At 71.1% G+C, this 15,319-nt stretch carries 12 protein-coding genes and 1 pseudogene; 9 read left to right on the top strand and 4 right to left on the bottom strand.

Going from position 1 to position 15,319, the window contains the following annotated elements; genetic code table 11:
* Positions 1-87: 87 nt before the first annotated feature.
* Positions 88-1,617, bottom strand: a complete 1,530-nt coding sequence (locus tag NMN56_RS17085) for a helix-turn-helix domain-containing protein (RefSeq protein WP_274045348.1) — start codon at positions 1,615-1,617, stop codon at positions 88-90.
* A gap of 254 nt (positions 1,618-1,871) precedes the next feature.
* Between NMN56_RS17085 and NMN56_RS17080 the strand changes: the two genes are divergently transcribed.
* Positions 1,872-2,351, top strand: coding sequence for a DNA-binding protein (locus tag NMN56_RS17080; protein ID WP_274045349.1), 480 nt, complete (start codon positions 1,872-1,874; stop codon positions 2,349-2,351).
* 168 nt (positions 2,352-2,519) lie between these two features.
* Here the strand turns inward: NMN56_RS17080 and NMN56_RS17075 are convergent, their stop codons facing one another.
* Positions 2,520-3,809 (bottom strand): APC family permease, encoded by a 1,290-nt coding sequence (locus NMN56_RS17075; RefSeq protein ID WP_274045462.1) that lies wholly within the window; start codon positions 3,807-3,809, stop codon positions 2,520-2,522.
* A 359-nt stretch (positions 3,810-4,168) separates the two neighbouring features.
* Here NMN56_RS17075 and NMN56_RS17070 point away from each other — a divergent pair, with 359 nt between their 5' ends.
* Genes NMN56_RS17070 through NMN56_RS17060 form a run of 3 tightly spaced genes read left to right on the top strand, consistent with a single transcriptional unit; the run spans position 4,169 to position 5,623 of the window.
* Complete coding sequence (locus NMN56_RS17070) at positions 4,169-4,660, top strand: DUF3995 domain-containing protein (protein WP_274045350.1); 492 nt, start codon at positions 4,169-4,171, stop codon at positions 4,658-4,660.
* The gene (locus tag NMN56_RS17065; RefSeq protein WP_274045351.1) at positions 4,650-5,159 is read left to right on the top strand and encodes an RNA polymerase sigma factor; all 510 of its coding nucleotides are present in this window, start codon (positions 4,650-4,652) and stop codon (positions 5,157-5,159) included. Before NMN56_RS17070 ends, NMN56_RS17065 begins: the two co-directional genes overlap by 11 nt.
* Positions 5,156-5,623 (top strand): hypothetical protein, encoded by a 468-nt coding sequence (locus NMN56_RS17060; RefSeq protein WP_274045352.1) that lies wholly within the window; start codon positions 5,156-5,158, stop codon positions 5,621-5,623. The genes NMN56_RS17065 and NMN56_RS17060 overlap by 4 nt, the downstream gene beginning before the upstream one ends.
* A gap of 31 nt (positions 5,624-5,654) precedes the next feature.
* On the opposite strand, the pseudogene NMN56_RS17055 reads toward NMN56_RS17060, so the two are convergent.
* A pseudogene (locus tag NMN56_RS17055) lies at positions 5,655-6,547 on the bottom strand (sigma-70 family RNA polymerase sigma factor).
* 82 nt (positions 6,548-6,629) lie between these two features.
* Between NMN56_RS17055 and NMN56_RS17050 the strand changes: the two are divergent.
* From NMN56_RS17050 to acnA, 3 genes are all read left to right on the top strand, one after another.
* Entirely contained in the window at positions 6,630-7,085 is a 456-nt protein-coding gene (locus tag NMN56_RS17050) for a carboxymuconolactone decarboxylase family protein (RefSeq protein ID WP_274045353.1), read from the top strand.
* Positions 7,086-7,395: 310 nt separating this feature from the next.
* Complete coding sequence (locus tag NMN56_RS17045) at positions 7,396-8,064, top strand: class I SAM-dependent methyltransferase (protein WP_430542609.1); 669 nt, start codon at positions 7,396-7,398, stop codon at positions 8,062-8,064.
* Positions 8,065-8,434: 370 nt separating this feature from the next.
* A complete protein-coding gene (gene acnA, locus NMN56_RS17040; RefSeq protein ID WP_274045355.1) occupies positions 8,435-11,155 on the top strand; it encodes an aconitate hydratase AcnA in 2,721 nt (906 codons plus the stop codon).
* 200 nt (positions 11,156-11,355) lie between these two features.
* On the opposite strand, the gene NMN56_RS17035 is transcribed toward acnA, so the two are convergent.
* Positions 11,356-13,014, bottom strand: coding sequence for an FAD-dependent oxidoreductase (locus NMN56_RS17035; protein ID WP_274045356.1), 1,659 nt, complete (start codon positions 13,012-13,014; stop codon positions 11,356-11,358).
* Between the two features lie 94 nt (positions 13,015-13,108).
* On the opposite strand from NMN56_RS17035, the gene NMN56_RS17030 reads away from it, so the two are divergent.
* A complete protein-coding gene (locus NMN56_RS17030; protein WP_274045357.1) occupies positions 13,109-13,732 on the top strand; it encodes a TetR/AcrR family transcriptional regulator in 624 nt (207 codons plus the stop codon).
* Between the two features lie 98 nt (positions 13,733-13,830).
* A complete protein-coding gene (locus NMN56_RS17025; RefSeq protein ID WP_274045358.1) occupies positions 13,831-15,165 on the top strand; it encodes an FAD-dependent monooxygenase in 1,335 nt (444 codons plus the stop codon).
* The last annotated feature ends 154 nt before the right edge of the window (positions 15,166-15,319 follow it).

Genomic DNA, 15,319 nt, shown 5'->3' with positions numbered 1-15,319 from the left:
GAGAAGTCCCACAGGTGAAGCCGACCCCCCTCCCGCTCGCATGTACGCAGCTCGGGAGGGGGGTAACGGCATTGATTCTGAAGGCTGTCAGATGTCCCGGAACGTCTCGATCTGCGCGCCGACCTCGTTCAGGCGTTCCGCCAGGTCCTCGTAGCCGCGGTTGATCACGTACACGTTGCGCAGTACCGAGGTGCCCTCGGCCGCCATCATCGCCAGGAGGACGACCACGGCGGGGCGCAGCGCGGGCGGGCACATCATTTCGGCGGCACGCCAGCGGGTGGGGCCCTCGACCAGTACGCGGTGGGGGTCGAGCAACTGGAGCCTGCCGCCGAGCCTGTTGAGGTCCGTGAGGTAGATCGCGCGGTTGTCGTAGACCCAGTCGTGGATGAGCGTCTTGCCCTGGGCGACGGCCGCGATGGCCGCGAAGAAGGGGACGTTGTCGATGTTCAGGCCGGGGAACGGCATCGGGTGGATCTTGTCGATCGGCGCCTCCAGCTTGGAGGGCCGCACTGTCAGGTCCGTCAGCCGGGTGCGCCCGTTGTCCGCCGGGTACTCGGCGCTGCGGTCGAAGTCGAGTCCCATCTCCTCCAGTACGGCCAGCTCGATCTCCATGAACTCCACCGGCACCCGGCACACCGTCAGCTCGGACTCGGTGACGATCGCGGCGGCGACCAGGCTCATGGCCTCGACCGGGTCCTCGGAGGGCGAGTAGTCCACGTCCGTGTCGATGACCGGGACGCCGTGCACGGTCAGCGTCGTGGAGCCGATGCCCTCCACCCGCACGCCGAGCAACTCCAGGAAGAAGCACAGGTCCTGGACCATGTAGTTGGACGAGGCATTACGGATCACCGTGACACCGTCGTGCCGCGCGGCGGCCAGCAGCGCGTTCTCCGTGACGGTGTCCCCGCGCTCGGTCAGCACGATCGGCCGCTTGGGCGCGACGCCGGCCTCGACCTCCGCGTGGTAGATGCCCTCGGTCGCCGTCACTTCGAGTCCGAAGTGCCGCAGCGCGCTCATGTGCGGCTCGACGGTGCGCGTGCCGAGGTCGCAGCCGCCCGCGTACGGGATGCGGAAGTGGTCCATACGGTGCAGCAGGGGGCCCAGGAACATGATGATGCTGCGCGTGCGCCGCGCCGCTTCCTGGTCGATGGCCTCCAGGTTCAGTTCGGCGGGAGGCACGATCTCCAGGTCGGCACCGCCGTTGATCCAGCGGGTGCGCACCCCGATCGAGGAGAGCACCTCCAGGATCCGGTAGACCTCCTCGATACGGGCTACCCGACGCAGCACCGTACGCCCGGAGTTGAGAAGCGAGGCGCACAACAGCCCCACGCACGCGTTCTTGCTCGTCTTGACGTCGATACTGCCGGACAGGCGCCGCCCTCCGACGACTCGCAGATGCATCGGGCCTGAGTACCCGAGCGAGACGATTTCACTGTCGAGCGCTTCGGAGATACGGGCGATCATCTCAAGGCTGATGTTCTGGTTCCCGCGTTCAATCCTGTTGACGGCACTCTGACTTGTGCCGAGCGCCTCCGCGAGCTGGGACTGGGTCCAGCCCCTGTGCTGGCGTGCGTCGCGGATCAACTGGCCGATGCGGGCGAGGTAGTCGTCGGTCATGACAGGAGCTTATCTCAGATGTGAGATAGAGGCGCGACGGGGGTACGGGGGCCACGCGGGACCGGCGGGTAACCCCCGAATGCCGTACGACGGCTTGCGGGGCCCGCTTCGGCCCGCGGGGTGCGGGCCCGCGTGGCTCCCCTGCGGTGCGGGCCCGCGGGGCGCGGGTGGCTGTACGGCAGCCGAGGGAGGGCAAACGGATTGTTCACAACGCAGCGTTGACGCCTTCCTGTGCGATGCCGCATGCTTCCCGTATGCCACCCACTCCCGAGCGGGCCGAGCCCGCCGACCCCTTCACGCCCCAGCGCCCCGACGAGGCACGGCAGCATCGCGTGCACGCCTCCCTGTTCCGTATCGCCGAGCGGCACGCTGCCAACGACGCGCAGCGCAGACGCCAGGCACATCCGACGGTGATCGGACCGCACGAGGCGGTGCGGCTCGTCGCGTTCCTGCTCAGCGGGACGGCGAAGCCGCAGAGGGGCGAGCCGCCGGTGGACAAGGCCGACATCACCGCAGCGCTCAGCCTCGTCCCGAGGGCGCGCGGCGAGATGGACGAGCTGGAGGCAGGACTCCTCCAGATGGCGCGCGGACGCGGCATGACCTGGCCCGACATCGCCTTCGGCCTCGGCCTCGGCACCCCGCAGGCGGCACGCCAGCGCTACGAGCGCCTCGTCGGCCGCATCAGCGCTGAGCCGGCGGGCCCGGCCTCGGATGCGGAAGCGCCCCCGGACTGAGCCTCCGGCGGCGGGCCGCACTGCCCGCCGCCACCCGTACGTGGCCGCCCGTGCGCCGCCGTCTGTACGTGGCTGGCCGCCGCCGTCTGTACGTGGCTGTCTGTACGTGGCTTCCGTACGTGTCTGGCCGCCGCCCCTGCGTGGTTGCCCGGCCGGGCGCGGTGGGGCTCACTCCTCGCCCCGCGCCTTGAGCACGGCCCTGCTCCCGGCGGTGACGACCCACAGCCCGACGCCGATCAGCAGGAGCACGCCCGCGCGTACGTAGACCTCGGCCGGGCGGTCGGCCAGCGGGCTCGCGAGGATGAGGGCGGTGAGGGCGCCGAGTACCGGCAGCGCCGTCGGCACGCGGAAGTGCTGGTGCTCCACCGGATCGCGGCGCAGCACCAGCACGGCGACGTTGACCACGACGAAGACGCACAGCAGCAGGAACGACGTGGTGTCGCCGAGCCCGGCGATCTCGCCGGTGGAGACCAGCCCCACAGCCAGCAGCGTCACGAAGACGATGCCGACCACGGGCGTACGGCGGCGGGGCAGCACCCTGGCCATGGCGCGGGGCAGGATGCGCTCGTTCGCCATCCCGTAGCACAGGCGGGAGGCCATCATGATGTTGATCAGCGCCGAGTTGGTGACGGCGAACAGCGCGATGGCGGCGAACAGTTCGTGCGGGAAGTGGACACCGCCCGCCTTCACGACCTCCAGCAGCGGGCCGCTCGACCCCTCCAGCGTGCCGGTGTCGACCAGCAGCGAGGAGACCAGCGCGACCAGGACGTAGAACGTGCCCGTCACCGCGACCCCGACGAAGATGCCGCGCGGGAAGGTGCGCTGCGGATCGACGGTCTCCTCGGCCATGTTCACCGAGTCCTCGAAGCCGACGAACGCGAAGAAGCCGAGCGCCGTCGCGCCCAGGACGCCGGACACCAGGGCGTAGCCGGTGCCGCCCGTCTCCAGCTGGCCGAGCCGCGACGGTTCCCCGCCGCCGGTGACCACCGCGTAGACGCCGATGCCGATGATGATCACGAGTCCGGCCACCTCGACCAGGGTCAGCACCACATTGGTCTTCACGGACTCCGAGACGCCGCGCAGGTTCAGCGCCGCCAGCGCCAGCACGAACAGGATCGCCACGAGCGTCGCCGGGACGGCCCCGTGCGTCAGCTCGCTCAGATAGTCGCCGCTGAAGGCACGCGCAGCCGCGCTCGCCGAGGACAGGCCCGAGCACATCACCATGAAGGCGACGATGAACGTGAAGAAGGGGATCTTGAACGCGCGCTGGGTGTAGAGCGCGGCACCCGCGGCCTTCGGGTACTTGCCGACCAGTTCCACGTACGAGGCCGCCGTCAGTATCGCGACCACGAACCCGATGAGGAACGGCAGCCACAGCGCGCCGCCCACCTTGCCCGCGACCTTCCCCGTGGTCGCGTAGATCCCGGTGCCCAGGATGTCGCCGATCACGAAGAGCATCAGCAGCTTGGGCCCGATCGCCCGCTTGAGCGGCGGCTCTTCCGGAGTTTCCTTCGACGCGGTGATCCGCGGACCGGCACTGGACACGGTGACCCCTCGCAAACCGGACGGAGACAGCGACCCCCAGCGTCTTCCCCCCGGGCCGCCGGGGATGCGCACGGCGCGCGGGGAACGCCCCGTGTACGGCGTACGGGGCGGTGCCGTTCACCCGACCCGCCACATGCGGGACGCCCGTCGGCACGCGGCGCCGCGCTCCGGAAGGTTCCGGCACATCCGGGGAACTCCGGGGGAACGAATGCCGTGGACGCCTCCTCTGGTGGGTGTCGGCGCGCGTGCGCCGACCTACCGCAGGAGGCCCCATGCCCGACCGCACGGCGCTGCGAGCCGCCGTACTCCTCGCCTCGGTGCTCACCGTGGACGCCCTGTTCCACCTGTACTGGGCGACAGGTTCCACCTGGCCGGCCGCCGACGAGAAGAGCCTGTCGTACGCGGTGCTCGGAGCCGAGGCCCCGTTCACCCCGCCCGTCGTCCTGCCGCTCGCCGCACTGCTGCTGACGGCGAGCGCCGTCGTCGTCGCCCAGCCGCTGCGCCCGCACCGGCTGCTCCGCCTCGGCACCCTGGCGGTGGCATGCGGGCTGGCCCTGCGGACGCTGGCCGGCGTCCACTGGCTCTTCACCCAGGACACGGGTGCCGCCTTCTACTGGCTCAACCTCGCTCTCTACACCCCCGTGTGCGCCGTGCTGTGCATGGCGGCGCTCAAGGTCGCGCGTGCCACCCGCCCCGACCGTCACACCCGCTACGACGGTCCTGTCGGCACCGCCCGTTGGGAAGATGCCGTACGTGTCCGATGAGGAAGACGGGGGAACGGCCCGCCGAGTGCGCGCGGCGCAGCGCGGCGACACGCTCGCCATGGCCGAGCTGCTGGACGAACTCGCCCCCTACGTAGGCCGGATCTGCGGGCCCATCGCGCTGGACCAGGGGCAGGACGCCGCACAGGAGGCCCTTGTGGCGGTGTTCCGTTCGCTGCGTTCCCTCAAGGACCCGGCCGCACTGCGCGGCTGGGTCCGCGCGATCGCGGTGCGCGAGGCGGTCCGGCTGGCCCGGCGTGCCTCCCGTACGGTGCCCGCCGACCTCAGCGCCCTGCCCTCGCGCGGCGACCCCCAGCTCGCCGCCGACATCCACGACGTACTGGACCGCCTGTCGCCCGAGCACCGGGCCGTGCTCGTCCTGCGCGACGTGGAGGGCCTGGACGAGCGCGCCGCGGCCGAACTGCTCGACATCCGCGTCGGCACCGTCAAGTCCCGGCTGCACCGGGCGCGCGACACCTTCAGGAAGGCGTGGACCTCATGAGCGGACGAGAGACGGCAGGCGGGTGGCCCACCGCCGAGCTGGACCCGGTGCGGCGGCTGCGCGCGCTGACGGCCGGTATCCGGGGCGCGTGGGTCACCGAGGGCTTCGTGGCGGCGCCGTACGACCGGGTAGGGCCTCTACTGGGCGACCTGGAGGGCGACTTCGGCCGCGTCGCACCCGACATGCGGGGCCTGCGGGTCGTACGGCGCGACGGTGTGCGCGTCGAGGCGCTGGCCCGCAGCAAGTACGGGATGCGCGCCCGGTTGCGCGGGGAGCAGCGGCCCGGCTGGTGCTGGCTGCAGAGCCGGTTCCTGCTGCTCGGCTTCGCCGCGGCGCCGGAAGGTGACGGCACCCGGGTGGCCTTCACCGGCGGTGTACGCGTGCCGGGGCACGCCGCGCTGGTCCCGCTGGGCGTACGCCGCGAGGGAGAACGCAGCCTGCACCGCCTGCGGGACCTGCTGTGACCACGCGCGTACCGGGCCCGTCGCGGCGGATTCACTCCGGATGCGGCAGGGGCAGGTCCACGGACGCGAGCCTGGCCGGGTCGGCGACGGCGGCGATGGCGGTGATCCGGCCGTCGACGACGGTGAACGCGATGACGGAGACCGGCGTGCCGTCCTCGTTCCAGGACACCACCCCTGGCAGGCCGTTGACGAGTACGGCCCGCCCCCGCGCCCCCGCGCCGCCGCACCGGCGGACAGCCGCGCGCCGGCGGCCACTTCGGTGGCGCCCAGGGTGACGACCACGCCGCCGGGGGTGTCGACGGTCAGCCGCACCCCGGGGTCGAGCACGCGTAGCAGCCCCTCGAAGTCGCCGAGGCGGGCCGCGTCCAGAAAGGCACGGACCACCTCGCGCTGCTCCTGTCCGGCGACCGCCGGGCGCTCGGTCGCGCGCACCTTTCCGCGGGCGCGGCTGGCGAGCATCTTGGCGGCGCCCGTCGACTTGCCGAGGATGTGGCCGATCTCGTCGAACGGCACCCCGAACAGGTCGTGCAGCACGAACGCCAGCCGCTCGCTCGGGCCGAGCGCTTCGAGGACGACGAGGAGCGCGACCCCGACCGAGTCGGCGAGCGCCGCATCGTCCTCGGGCGCGGGCCCGTCGTCGGCCGTCACCAGCAGCTCGGGCAGCCCGTCCTCGTAGGACGCCTCGGCGCGTGTCCTGCGCGAGCGCAGGACATCGAGGCTGAGCCGGCCGACCACCGTGGTCAGCCAGCCCGCGAGGTTGTGGATGGTCGCCGTGTCCTGGCGGGAGAGCCGCAGCCAGGCTTCCTGGACCACGTCCTCGGCGTCGGCGTACGAGCCGAGCATGCGGTGGGCGACCGCGCGCAGCCGGTCGCGCTGCGCCTCGAACGCCTCGGCCGCCGGGTCCTTCTGGCTGGTGTCGGACATGTTGTTACCTTCCTCGGCTCCGCTCCGTCGTGGGGATGACGGGCCCGGAAGGGCACAGGTAACCGATGAAGGAGCAGTACCGATGGAAGCACGTATGAAGAGCCAGAGCCCGGCGAACCCCGGTGTGAGCACCGGGATCCAGCACCTGTTGAAGGCGGTCGGGGCCGGGGGCGTCGACCCGCGCCTGCTGGCCCTGGTCCACCTGCGCGCCAGCCAGATCAACGGCTGCAGCCCCTGCGTCTTCAGCAGTGTCGCGGCGGCGAAGAAGCACGGAGAGACCGACGAGCGGCTGCACAGCGTGGGCACGTGGCGCGATACGCCGTTCTTCACTGACGAGGAGCGCTCGGCGCTCGCGCTGACCGAGGCCGCCACCCGGCTCCAGGACGGCGCGGCGGGTGTCACGGACGAGATCTGGGACGCCGCCGCAGGCCACTTCAGCGAGGAGCAGTTGTCCGCGATCACCTTGGAGATCGCGATGACCAACTTCTTCAACCGGATCAACCGCACCAACCGCGAACAGGCCGGCAAGACCTGGTGAGCCGGCCGGCGTCGTACGCGCCCCCCGGGCCCGCCGCCCATCCGTGAGGGATGCGCTCGCCGTCCACGGAGATCACCTCTGGCCTGCGTCGCGTGAGGAGCGTGACGACAGCCGAGGACGTACGTGTTCTCGGTCCTGGCCCTGCTGCGACGGGCCGGGGCCGAGGCCGGCGTCCGGGTCGGCTGAGGCTGGGGGATCGGTTCTCTGACCCGGACCAGCTTGGGCCCCTGTGAACGCCGTTTTGCCGGAGCGGCAACAGGAGTGGCGTGACCAAGGCGCGGGGAGTGACGGTGGGCCCGTGACCAACGACATGACAGCAGGATCGCCCGCTTCCGACACCTCCTCACCCGCCGACGGATACGTCGGAGACCCCGCGGTGCGGGCCGAGTGGGACAACCGTTACGCCGACAGACAACAGTTGTGGAGCGGCCTGCCCAACGGCGCGCTCGTGGCCGAGGTCGCCGGGCTCGCACCCGGGCGGGTGCTCGACGTCGGCTGCGGCGAGGGCGCTGACGCCGTCTGGCTCGCGCGCGGCGGCTGGGACGTGACCGCGCTTGAGGTCTCGGGAGTGGCGCTGGAGCGCGCTGCCGGGCACGCGCGGGACGCCGGCCTCACCGTTCACTGGGTGCACGCCGCGCTCACCGAGGCGGCGCTCCCGCCGGCCTCCTTCGACCTGGTCTCCGCGCAGTACCCGGCGCTGCTGCGCACCCCCGACGCCGCGGCCGAGCGGGCGCTGCTCGCGGCCGTCGCGCCCGGCGGTGTGCTGCTGCTCGTGCACCACGCGGGGATGGACACCCAGCAGGCGCAGGAGGGCGACTTCGACCCCGCCGACTACGTCTGGCCCTCGATGGTCGCCGAGTTGCTCGACGACGACTGGGAGGTGGAGGTGGACGAGGAGCGGCCACGCGTGGCACCCGAAGGCGGTGCCGGCGCACACCACGCCAACGACGTGGTGCTGCGCGCGCGCCGGCTGCGATGACCCGGCTGACCCAGCGCCCCAGCTGACCCAGCGCCCCACCGCACGGCCCTGACGAACGCGGCACGCCCAGCGCAGCCCAGCCCAGCCCAGTCCACGGTTCGGTGAGACCGGCCGACCTTCAGCGAAACAGGACGGGAGACGGGACAGGAGACGAGACGGGGGCGGGACAGGAGGGGGCAGCGCATGACCGTCCGGCGGACGTGTACTAGAGTTATCTCGACATCGAGATAACTGGCGACGGCATACGTCGCGGTCGCTGTCGCAGGGCAAGTAAGGGCAGGAAGAGGTAAGTAAGGGTTACCTAACTTCATGTCTTGCTCACCATAGCGCACCGGCGGCCGATGCACTCAAGGCACTGAAGGAGACTGTCGTGTCGGCGAACAGCTTCGACGCCCGCAGCACGTTGCAGGTGGGCGACGAGTCCTACGAAATCTTCAAGCTGGACAAAGTCGAGGGTTCCGCGCGGCTCCCGTACAGCTTGAAGGTCCTGCTGGAGAACCTGCTCCGTACCGAGGACGGCGCGAACATCACGGCCGACCACATCCGGGCGCTGGGCGGATGGGATCCCCACGCCCAGCCGAACCGGGAGATCCAGTTCACCCCGGCCCGCGTGATCATGCAGGACTTCACCGGTGTCCCCTGCGTCGTGGACCTCGCCACCATGCGCGAGGCCGTCAAGGAGCTGGGCGGCGACGCCGACCGCATCAACCCGCTGGCGCCGGCCGAGCTGGTCATCGACCACTCCGTCATCGCCGACAAGTTCGGCACGCCCAACGCCTTCGCGCAGAACGTCGAGCTGGAGTACGGGCGCAACCGCGAGCGCTACCAGTTCCTGCGCTGGGGCCAGACCGCGTTCGACGAGTTCAAGGTCGTCCCGCCCGGCACCGGCATCGTCCACCAGGTGAACATCGAGCACCTGGCCCGCACCGTCATGGTGCGCAACGGCCAGGCGTACCCCGACACCCTCGTCGGCACCGACTCGCACACCACCATGGTCAACGGTCTCGGCGTGCTCGGCTGGGGCGTCGGCGGCATCGAGGCCGAGGCCGCGATGCTCGGCCAGCCCGTCTCGATGCTCATCCCGCGCGTCGTCGGCTTCAAGCTCACCGGCCGGCTGCCCACCGGCACCACGGCGACCGACCTCGTGCTCACCATCACCGAGATGCTGCGCAAGCACGGTGTCGTCGGCAAGTTCGTGGAGTTCTACGGCGACGGCGTCGGCGCCGTGCCGCTCGCCAACCGCGCCACGATCGGCAACATGTCGCCGGAGTTCGGCTCCACGGCCGCGATGTTCCCGATCGACCAGGAGACCATCAACTACCTGCGCCTGACCGGGCGTCCCGAGGCCCAGCTCGCGCTGGTCGAGGCGTACGCCAAGGCGCAGGGCATGTGGCACGACCCCTCCGACGAGCCCGAGTTCAGCGAGTACATGGAGCTGGACCTCGGTACCGTCGTTCCGTCCATCGCGGGCCCGAAGCGTCCGCAGGACCGCATCGCGCTGGCCGACGCGAAGCAGAAGTTCGGCCAGGACGTCGTCAACTACGTCACCGAGGCCGACATGGACGAGGCGGGCAAGGAGTCCTTCCCCGCATCCGACGCGCCGGCCGTCTCCAACGGCGTGCCGACCAAGCCGGTCCAGGTCACGGGCCCCGACGGCAAGACGTACGAGCTGGACCACGGCGCCGTCGCCGTCGCGGCGATCACCTCCTGCACCAACACCTCGAACCCGTACGTCATGGTCGGCGCGGCGCTCGTCGCCAAGAAGGCGGTGGAGAAGGGCCTCACCCGCAAGCCCTGGGTCAAGACCACGCTGGCCCCCGGCTCCCAGGTCGTCATGGACTACTACGACCGCGCGGGCCTCACGCCGTACCTCGACAAGCTCGGCTTCAACCTCGTCGGCTACGGCTGCACGACCTGCATCGGCAACTCGGGCCCGCTGCCCGAGGAGGTCTCGCAGGCCGTCAACGAGCACGACCTCGCCGTCGCGGCCGTACTGTCCGGCAACCGCAACTTCGAGGGCCGGATCAACCCCGACGTCAAGATGAACTACCTGGCGTCCCCGCCGCTCGTCGTCGCCTACGCCATCGCCGGCTCCATGAAGGTGGACATCACCACCGAGGCGCTCGGCACGGACCAGGAGGGCAACCCGGTCTACCTGGAGGACCTGTGGCCCTCCGAGCAGGAGATCGAGGAGGTCGTCGCCTCGGCCATCGGCCAGGAGATGTTCACCAAGGACTACGCCGACGTCTTCGCCGGTGACGCCCAGTGGCAGGCACTGCCGATCCCGACGGGCAACACCTTCGAGTGGGACGCCGACTCCACCTACGTGCGCAAGCCCCCGTACTTCGAGGGCATGGCCATGGAGCCGGCCCCGGTCACCGACATCTCCGGTGCGCGTGTACTGGCCAAGCTGGGCGACTCGGTCACCACCGACCACATCTCCCCGGCCGGTGCGATCAAGGCCGACACCCCGGCGGGCAAGTACCTGACCTCGCACGGTGTCGAGCGCCGCGACTTCAACTCCTACGGCTCGCGCCGCGGCAACCACGAGGTCATGATCCGCGGCACGTTCGCCAACATCCGCCTGCGCAACCAGATCGCGCCGGGCACCGAGGGCGGCTTCACGCGTGACTTCACGCAGGAAGGCGGCCCGGTCACCTTCATCTACGACGCCTCGCAGAACTACCAGGCGCAGGGCACCCCGCTGGTCATCCTCGCGGGCAAGGAGTACGGCTCCGGCTCGTCCCGCGACTGGGCGGCCAAGGGCACCGCGCTGCTGGGTGTGCGGGCCGTCATCGCCGAGTCGTACGAGCGCATCCACCGCTCGAACCTCATCGGCATGGGCGTACTCCCGCTCCAGTTCCCCGAGGGCACCTCGGCCGAGTCCCTCGGCTTCACGGGTGAGGAAGCCTTCTCCATCTCCGGCGTCACCGCGCTCAACGACGGCGGCATCCCGGAGACGGTGCACGTGACGACGGACGGTGGCGTCGAGTTCGAGGCCAAGGTCCGCATCGACACCCCCGGAGAGGCGGACTACTACCGCAACGGCGGCATCCTCCAGTACGTCCTCCGCTCCCTGATCACCGACTGATCCCTGGTCCCTGATCACCGGCTGATCCCTGGTCACCGACCGGTCCGGGCATCCGCCCACCCCGTGCACCAGGCACACCCGGCACACCCCGATGGGGCCGTATCCCGCACACGCGGGATACGGCCCCATCGGCCTGTCCGCTGCCGCCCCGGGGCGATGACCTGTGTCCCCGGGCGGTGACCTGCGGCCTCAGAGCGTGCTCAACGTGCGCCTGCCCAGCGGGAGATGGCGCTGTCCAGCCGCTTACGGGCGGTGTCGTCGGCCGGTTCTTCGCCGTGCGCCGTGGACCAGATGACGACGCCGTCCGGGCGTACGAGCAGGCTCGGCGGTGAGGTGTCGGAGGTGGGGCCGGGGGCGGGGGCGCGGCCGGCGTCGGCGTCCGGGTCGCCGTCCGGGTCGGTGAGGTAGGCGATCCGGTGGCCCAGTTGCCGTACCGCTTCGGCGAAACGGCCGTCGTGCGAGCGGTCGAGGAGGAGGAAACGGCCGTCGTGCGCGTGGTCGGCGAGCCGGCCTCCGGAGGTCAGCCAGGCGTCCCCGACGAGCGAGCCCACCGGCCCTTCGGCATCGTCGGCTCCGTCAGCGACGGCGTAGTGCTGCTGGATGCCCGAGGACAGCGCGACCATCCGGTTCATCGCGCCCGGCACGGTGAACAGTTCGTCGCCGACGACCTTCCGCAGCCGCGCGGTGCGCTCGTCGCCGCGCAGCAGGGCGACCTGTGCCCGCGTCCAGTCCAGCACCCAGGCCGCTATCGGGTGACGTTCGCTCTCGTAGGTGTCCAGCAGACCTTCCGGTGCCCAGCCCTGGACGGTCGCGGCGAGCTTCCAGCCGAGGTTCACCGCGTCACCGAGGCCGAGGTTCAGGCCCTGGGCGCTGAACGGCGAGTGCACGTGCGCGGCGTCGCCCGCGAGGAGCACGCGGCCTGCGCGGTACGCCGCCGCCTGACGCGCGTTGTCCGACCACCGGGTCACGCGGCCCTGGACACCCTCGATGGTCACGTGGACGCCGGTGACGTCGCGCACCATCTCCTGCAGCTCTTCGCGGGTGACGGGAGCGTCCCTGTTCTCCGGGTTCTCCGGTTGCCGGCCGAACCTGGCGACGAGGATGCGTCCCGGGACCGGTCCGTACGCGTAGACGCCGCGCGGTGTCCACGTCCAGCCGCGGTGGAGTCCGCTCGGGTCGTCGAAGTCGGCGATCGCCTGATACCCGACCATCGCGGGGTCGGTACCGGGGAAGTCGATGCCGAGCTGTTTACGGATCACGCTCCGTCCGCCGTCGGCCGCGACGACCCAGCCGGCCGTGAACGCGCCCGCTCCGGTCTCGACGGTGACGCCCGCACCGTCGGTGAGGTCTGCGCCCGTTTCGCGTATTCCGTGTACGGCGACGCCGCGGCGGATCTCCGCGCCGAGCCGGGTGCAGTGCTCGGCGAGCAGCAGTTCCAGCTCGTACTGCGGTACGGCGACACCGTTCGCCACGGCCGTGTGCGCGGCCAGGGCGGGGTCCTCCTGGTCGACCAGATCGTTCCGGAACATGATTCCGGCGAAGTGGCCCATGACGGGGAAGCGGCGGGAGGTCTGCTTGATCCCCTTCAGCAGCCCGGTCGCGGTGGCGTTCGCGCGGCCGGTCGCGAGCGCGCCGGCCGCCGCGACCCGACGCCTGTGCACCTCCTCGGCGGCGGGCAGCAGGCCGCGACGGTCGAGGATCTCGGCGCTGGCGACGTTGACCGAGCCGGACTTGATGGTCGGGTCCGGCTCCCGCAGTCGCTCCAGAACGGTCACCCGCACCCCCTGGAGCGCCAGCTCACCGGCGAGCAACAGGCCGGTGGGTCCGGCTCCGACAACGATCACATCAGTCCGCTGCATGGCGTGCCCCTTACACTTCGTTCAAGGGTTTACTCGGTAGGTTTACTGAGTAAGCTTACCTAGTAAATGTAACGCGGGAAGGGAACGTTGTCACATGCCGAAACGGGGAGACCGCGGTGGCTCGAAGACGCGGGCGCACATCGCCGCGACCGCGACCGAGCTGTTCCTTGAGCGCGGCTTCGAGAACGTCACGATCGCGGAGGTCGCCGCTGCCGCGGGTGTCTCGAAGGTGACGGTGTTCTCGCACTTCGAGCGGAAGGAAGACCTCCTGCTCGACCGCCTTCCCGGCGCCGTCGAGACCGTGCGGACCGCGATCCGCGAGCGCGAGGAGGGTGTCGGCCCCGTCGAGGCGATCCGCCGGGTCGCCCTCGCACTCGTGGACCAGGGGCACGCGCTGTCCGGGCTGAGCGAGGGCGTCGAGCCTTTCCTCCGCACCATCGCGGAGTCCCCCGCGCTCATCGCCCGGCTCCGCGCCTTCGAGCACGAGATCGAGCAGGCGCTGGCCACGGACCTGGAGAACGACGCGCGCTTCTCGGGCGACCACGCACTGGTCGCGGCGCTGCTCATCGCCGCATACCGCACGGTGGCCGTGGGCACAGCCCAACGCCGCCTCGCCGGAGGCGACTTGGCCGAGATCGCCACGACGCACCGCCGCCGCCTTGCCCAGGCGTTCGACACCGTCGAGCACGGCATCGCAGCGCGCACGGGCGCCGGCTGATCACGCGTCTTCCGGAACCGGTTGACTGCGGGGGCCCGGCGGGGAACCGTGAGTTCTCGGAGTGGTCAAGTCGCGGGGGACTGAGGGGGAGTTACGTGGTGGGTGGGGGCAGTGTCGCCGTGGTGGGTGGGAGTATCGCGGGGTGTGCGGTGGCTCTGGCGGTGGCGCGGGGCGGGGCCGAGCGGGTCACCGTGTTCGAGCGGGCTGCCGGTGCGCTGCAGAAGCGGGGCACGGGTGTGACGCTTCACAGCAGCCGGTACGGCGAGCTGGAAGCGGCCGGTTATGTGGACGCGGCCATGCCCTGGGGCGAGTTGAGGCGTCGGGTGTGGACCGTACGGGACGGGGAAGCGCCGCTCGGGCGGGCGATCGCGGCCCAGCCCTTTCCTTTCCGCGCGTACGCCTGGGGCTCGCTCTGGCGTGAACTGCGCCGCCGGGTGCCCGAGTCCGTGGTGTACCGGCCGGATGCGGCGGTCTGCGCCCTGGAGCCGGACGCGGACGGGGTGACCGTTCAGCTGGCGGGCGGTGAGCGTGAACGGTTCGACGCGGTGGTCGGCGCCGACGGCTACCGGTCCGTGGTGCGGGAGACGATGTTCCCCGGCCTGCTGCCGGAGTACTCCGGCTATCTGGGCTGGCGCGGGAGTTCTCCCGCGCCCTGGGGGCGGGGGCCACGGGGCGCGGGGCGCGACGGTACGGCGGCCGAGAGCGCGTCGGTCACGGGTGTCACGGATGTCATGGATGCCATGGATGTCGCGGGCGCGGCGGACGTGGCGGCTGCCGGTGGCGCCGTGGACGTCATGGATGCCCGCACCGTGGTCTTTCCCGGCGGCCACTGCGTGATGTACCGCATTCCCGGTGCCGGGCACGGCGACCCGCTCAACTGGGTGCTTTACACGGTGCCGCCGCAATTGCCGGGCCCCCAGCAGGATCTGCGTACGCCTGTGTCGCTGCCACCGGGCGCGCTCGCGCCGGAGCTGACGGGCTATCTGCGGGACCTCGTGGCACGGAACTTCCCGCCGTACTGGGCCGAGTGCGTGCTGCGTACCCCGGTGGAGAGCACCCTCATCCAGCCCATCTACGACCTGGAGGTCCCCCACTACGCCGCCGGCAGGCTGCTGTTGGCGGGGGACGCGGCCACCGTCGCCAGGCCGCACATCGGGGGCGGGAGCGTCAAGGCGCTGCAGGACGCGTGGTCGCTGGAGACCGCCTGGCGGGCCGGCGGTGACTGGCGGGAGGTGCTGGACGCCTACGACGCGGACCGTACCGCTGTCGGCGCCACGCTCGTCGGTCTCGGCCGCAGGCTGGGCAGGGCCCAGGTGGAGGAGACACCGGACTGGTCGGCGATGCGGGAGGCCGACCTGGAGGCATGGTGGCAGGAACAGCACCGGGGCTCGGACCGCACCAGTGGGTTCGGAGGGCACGCGGTCAGCCGTTAGGTGCGTTCCGCAGGGGTGCCCAACCGGGGCGGGGAGCACACTGCGGCGCCAGTCGCGTGTGATGTCCGCGCTCTGGTTCTGGATGGATCAGGGTGCGGAATCCGGTCAGCGGTGCGTTGAGGCCGACTTGGAACGGACCCACTCTTGCGCTCCT

The organism is Streptomyces iconiensis, assembly GCF_028657195.3.
Lineage (GTDB): Bacteria > Actinomycetota > Actinomycetes > Streptomycetales > Streptomycetaceae > Streptomyces > Streptomyces iconiensis.
The sequence above is the reverse complement of the archived record's forward strand: the minus strand, read 5'-3'. Positions and strand labels throughout refer to the sequence as shown.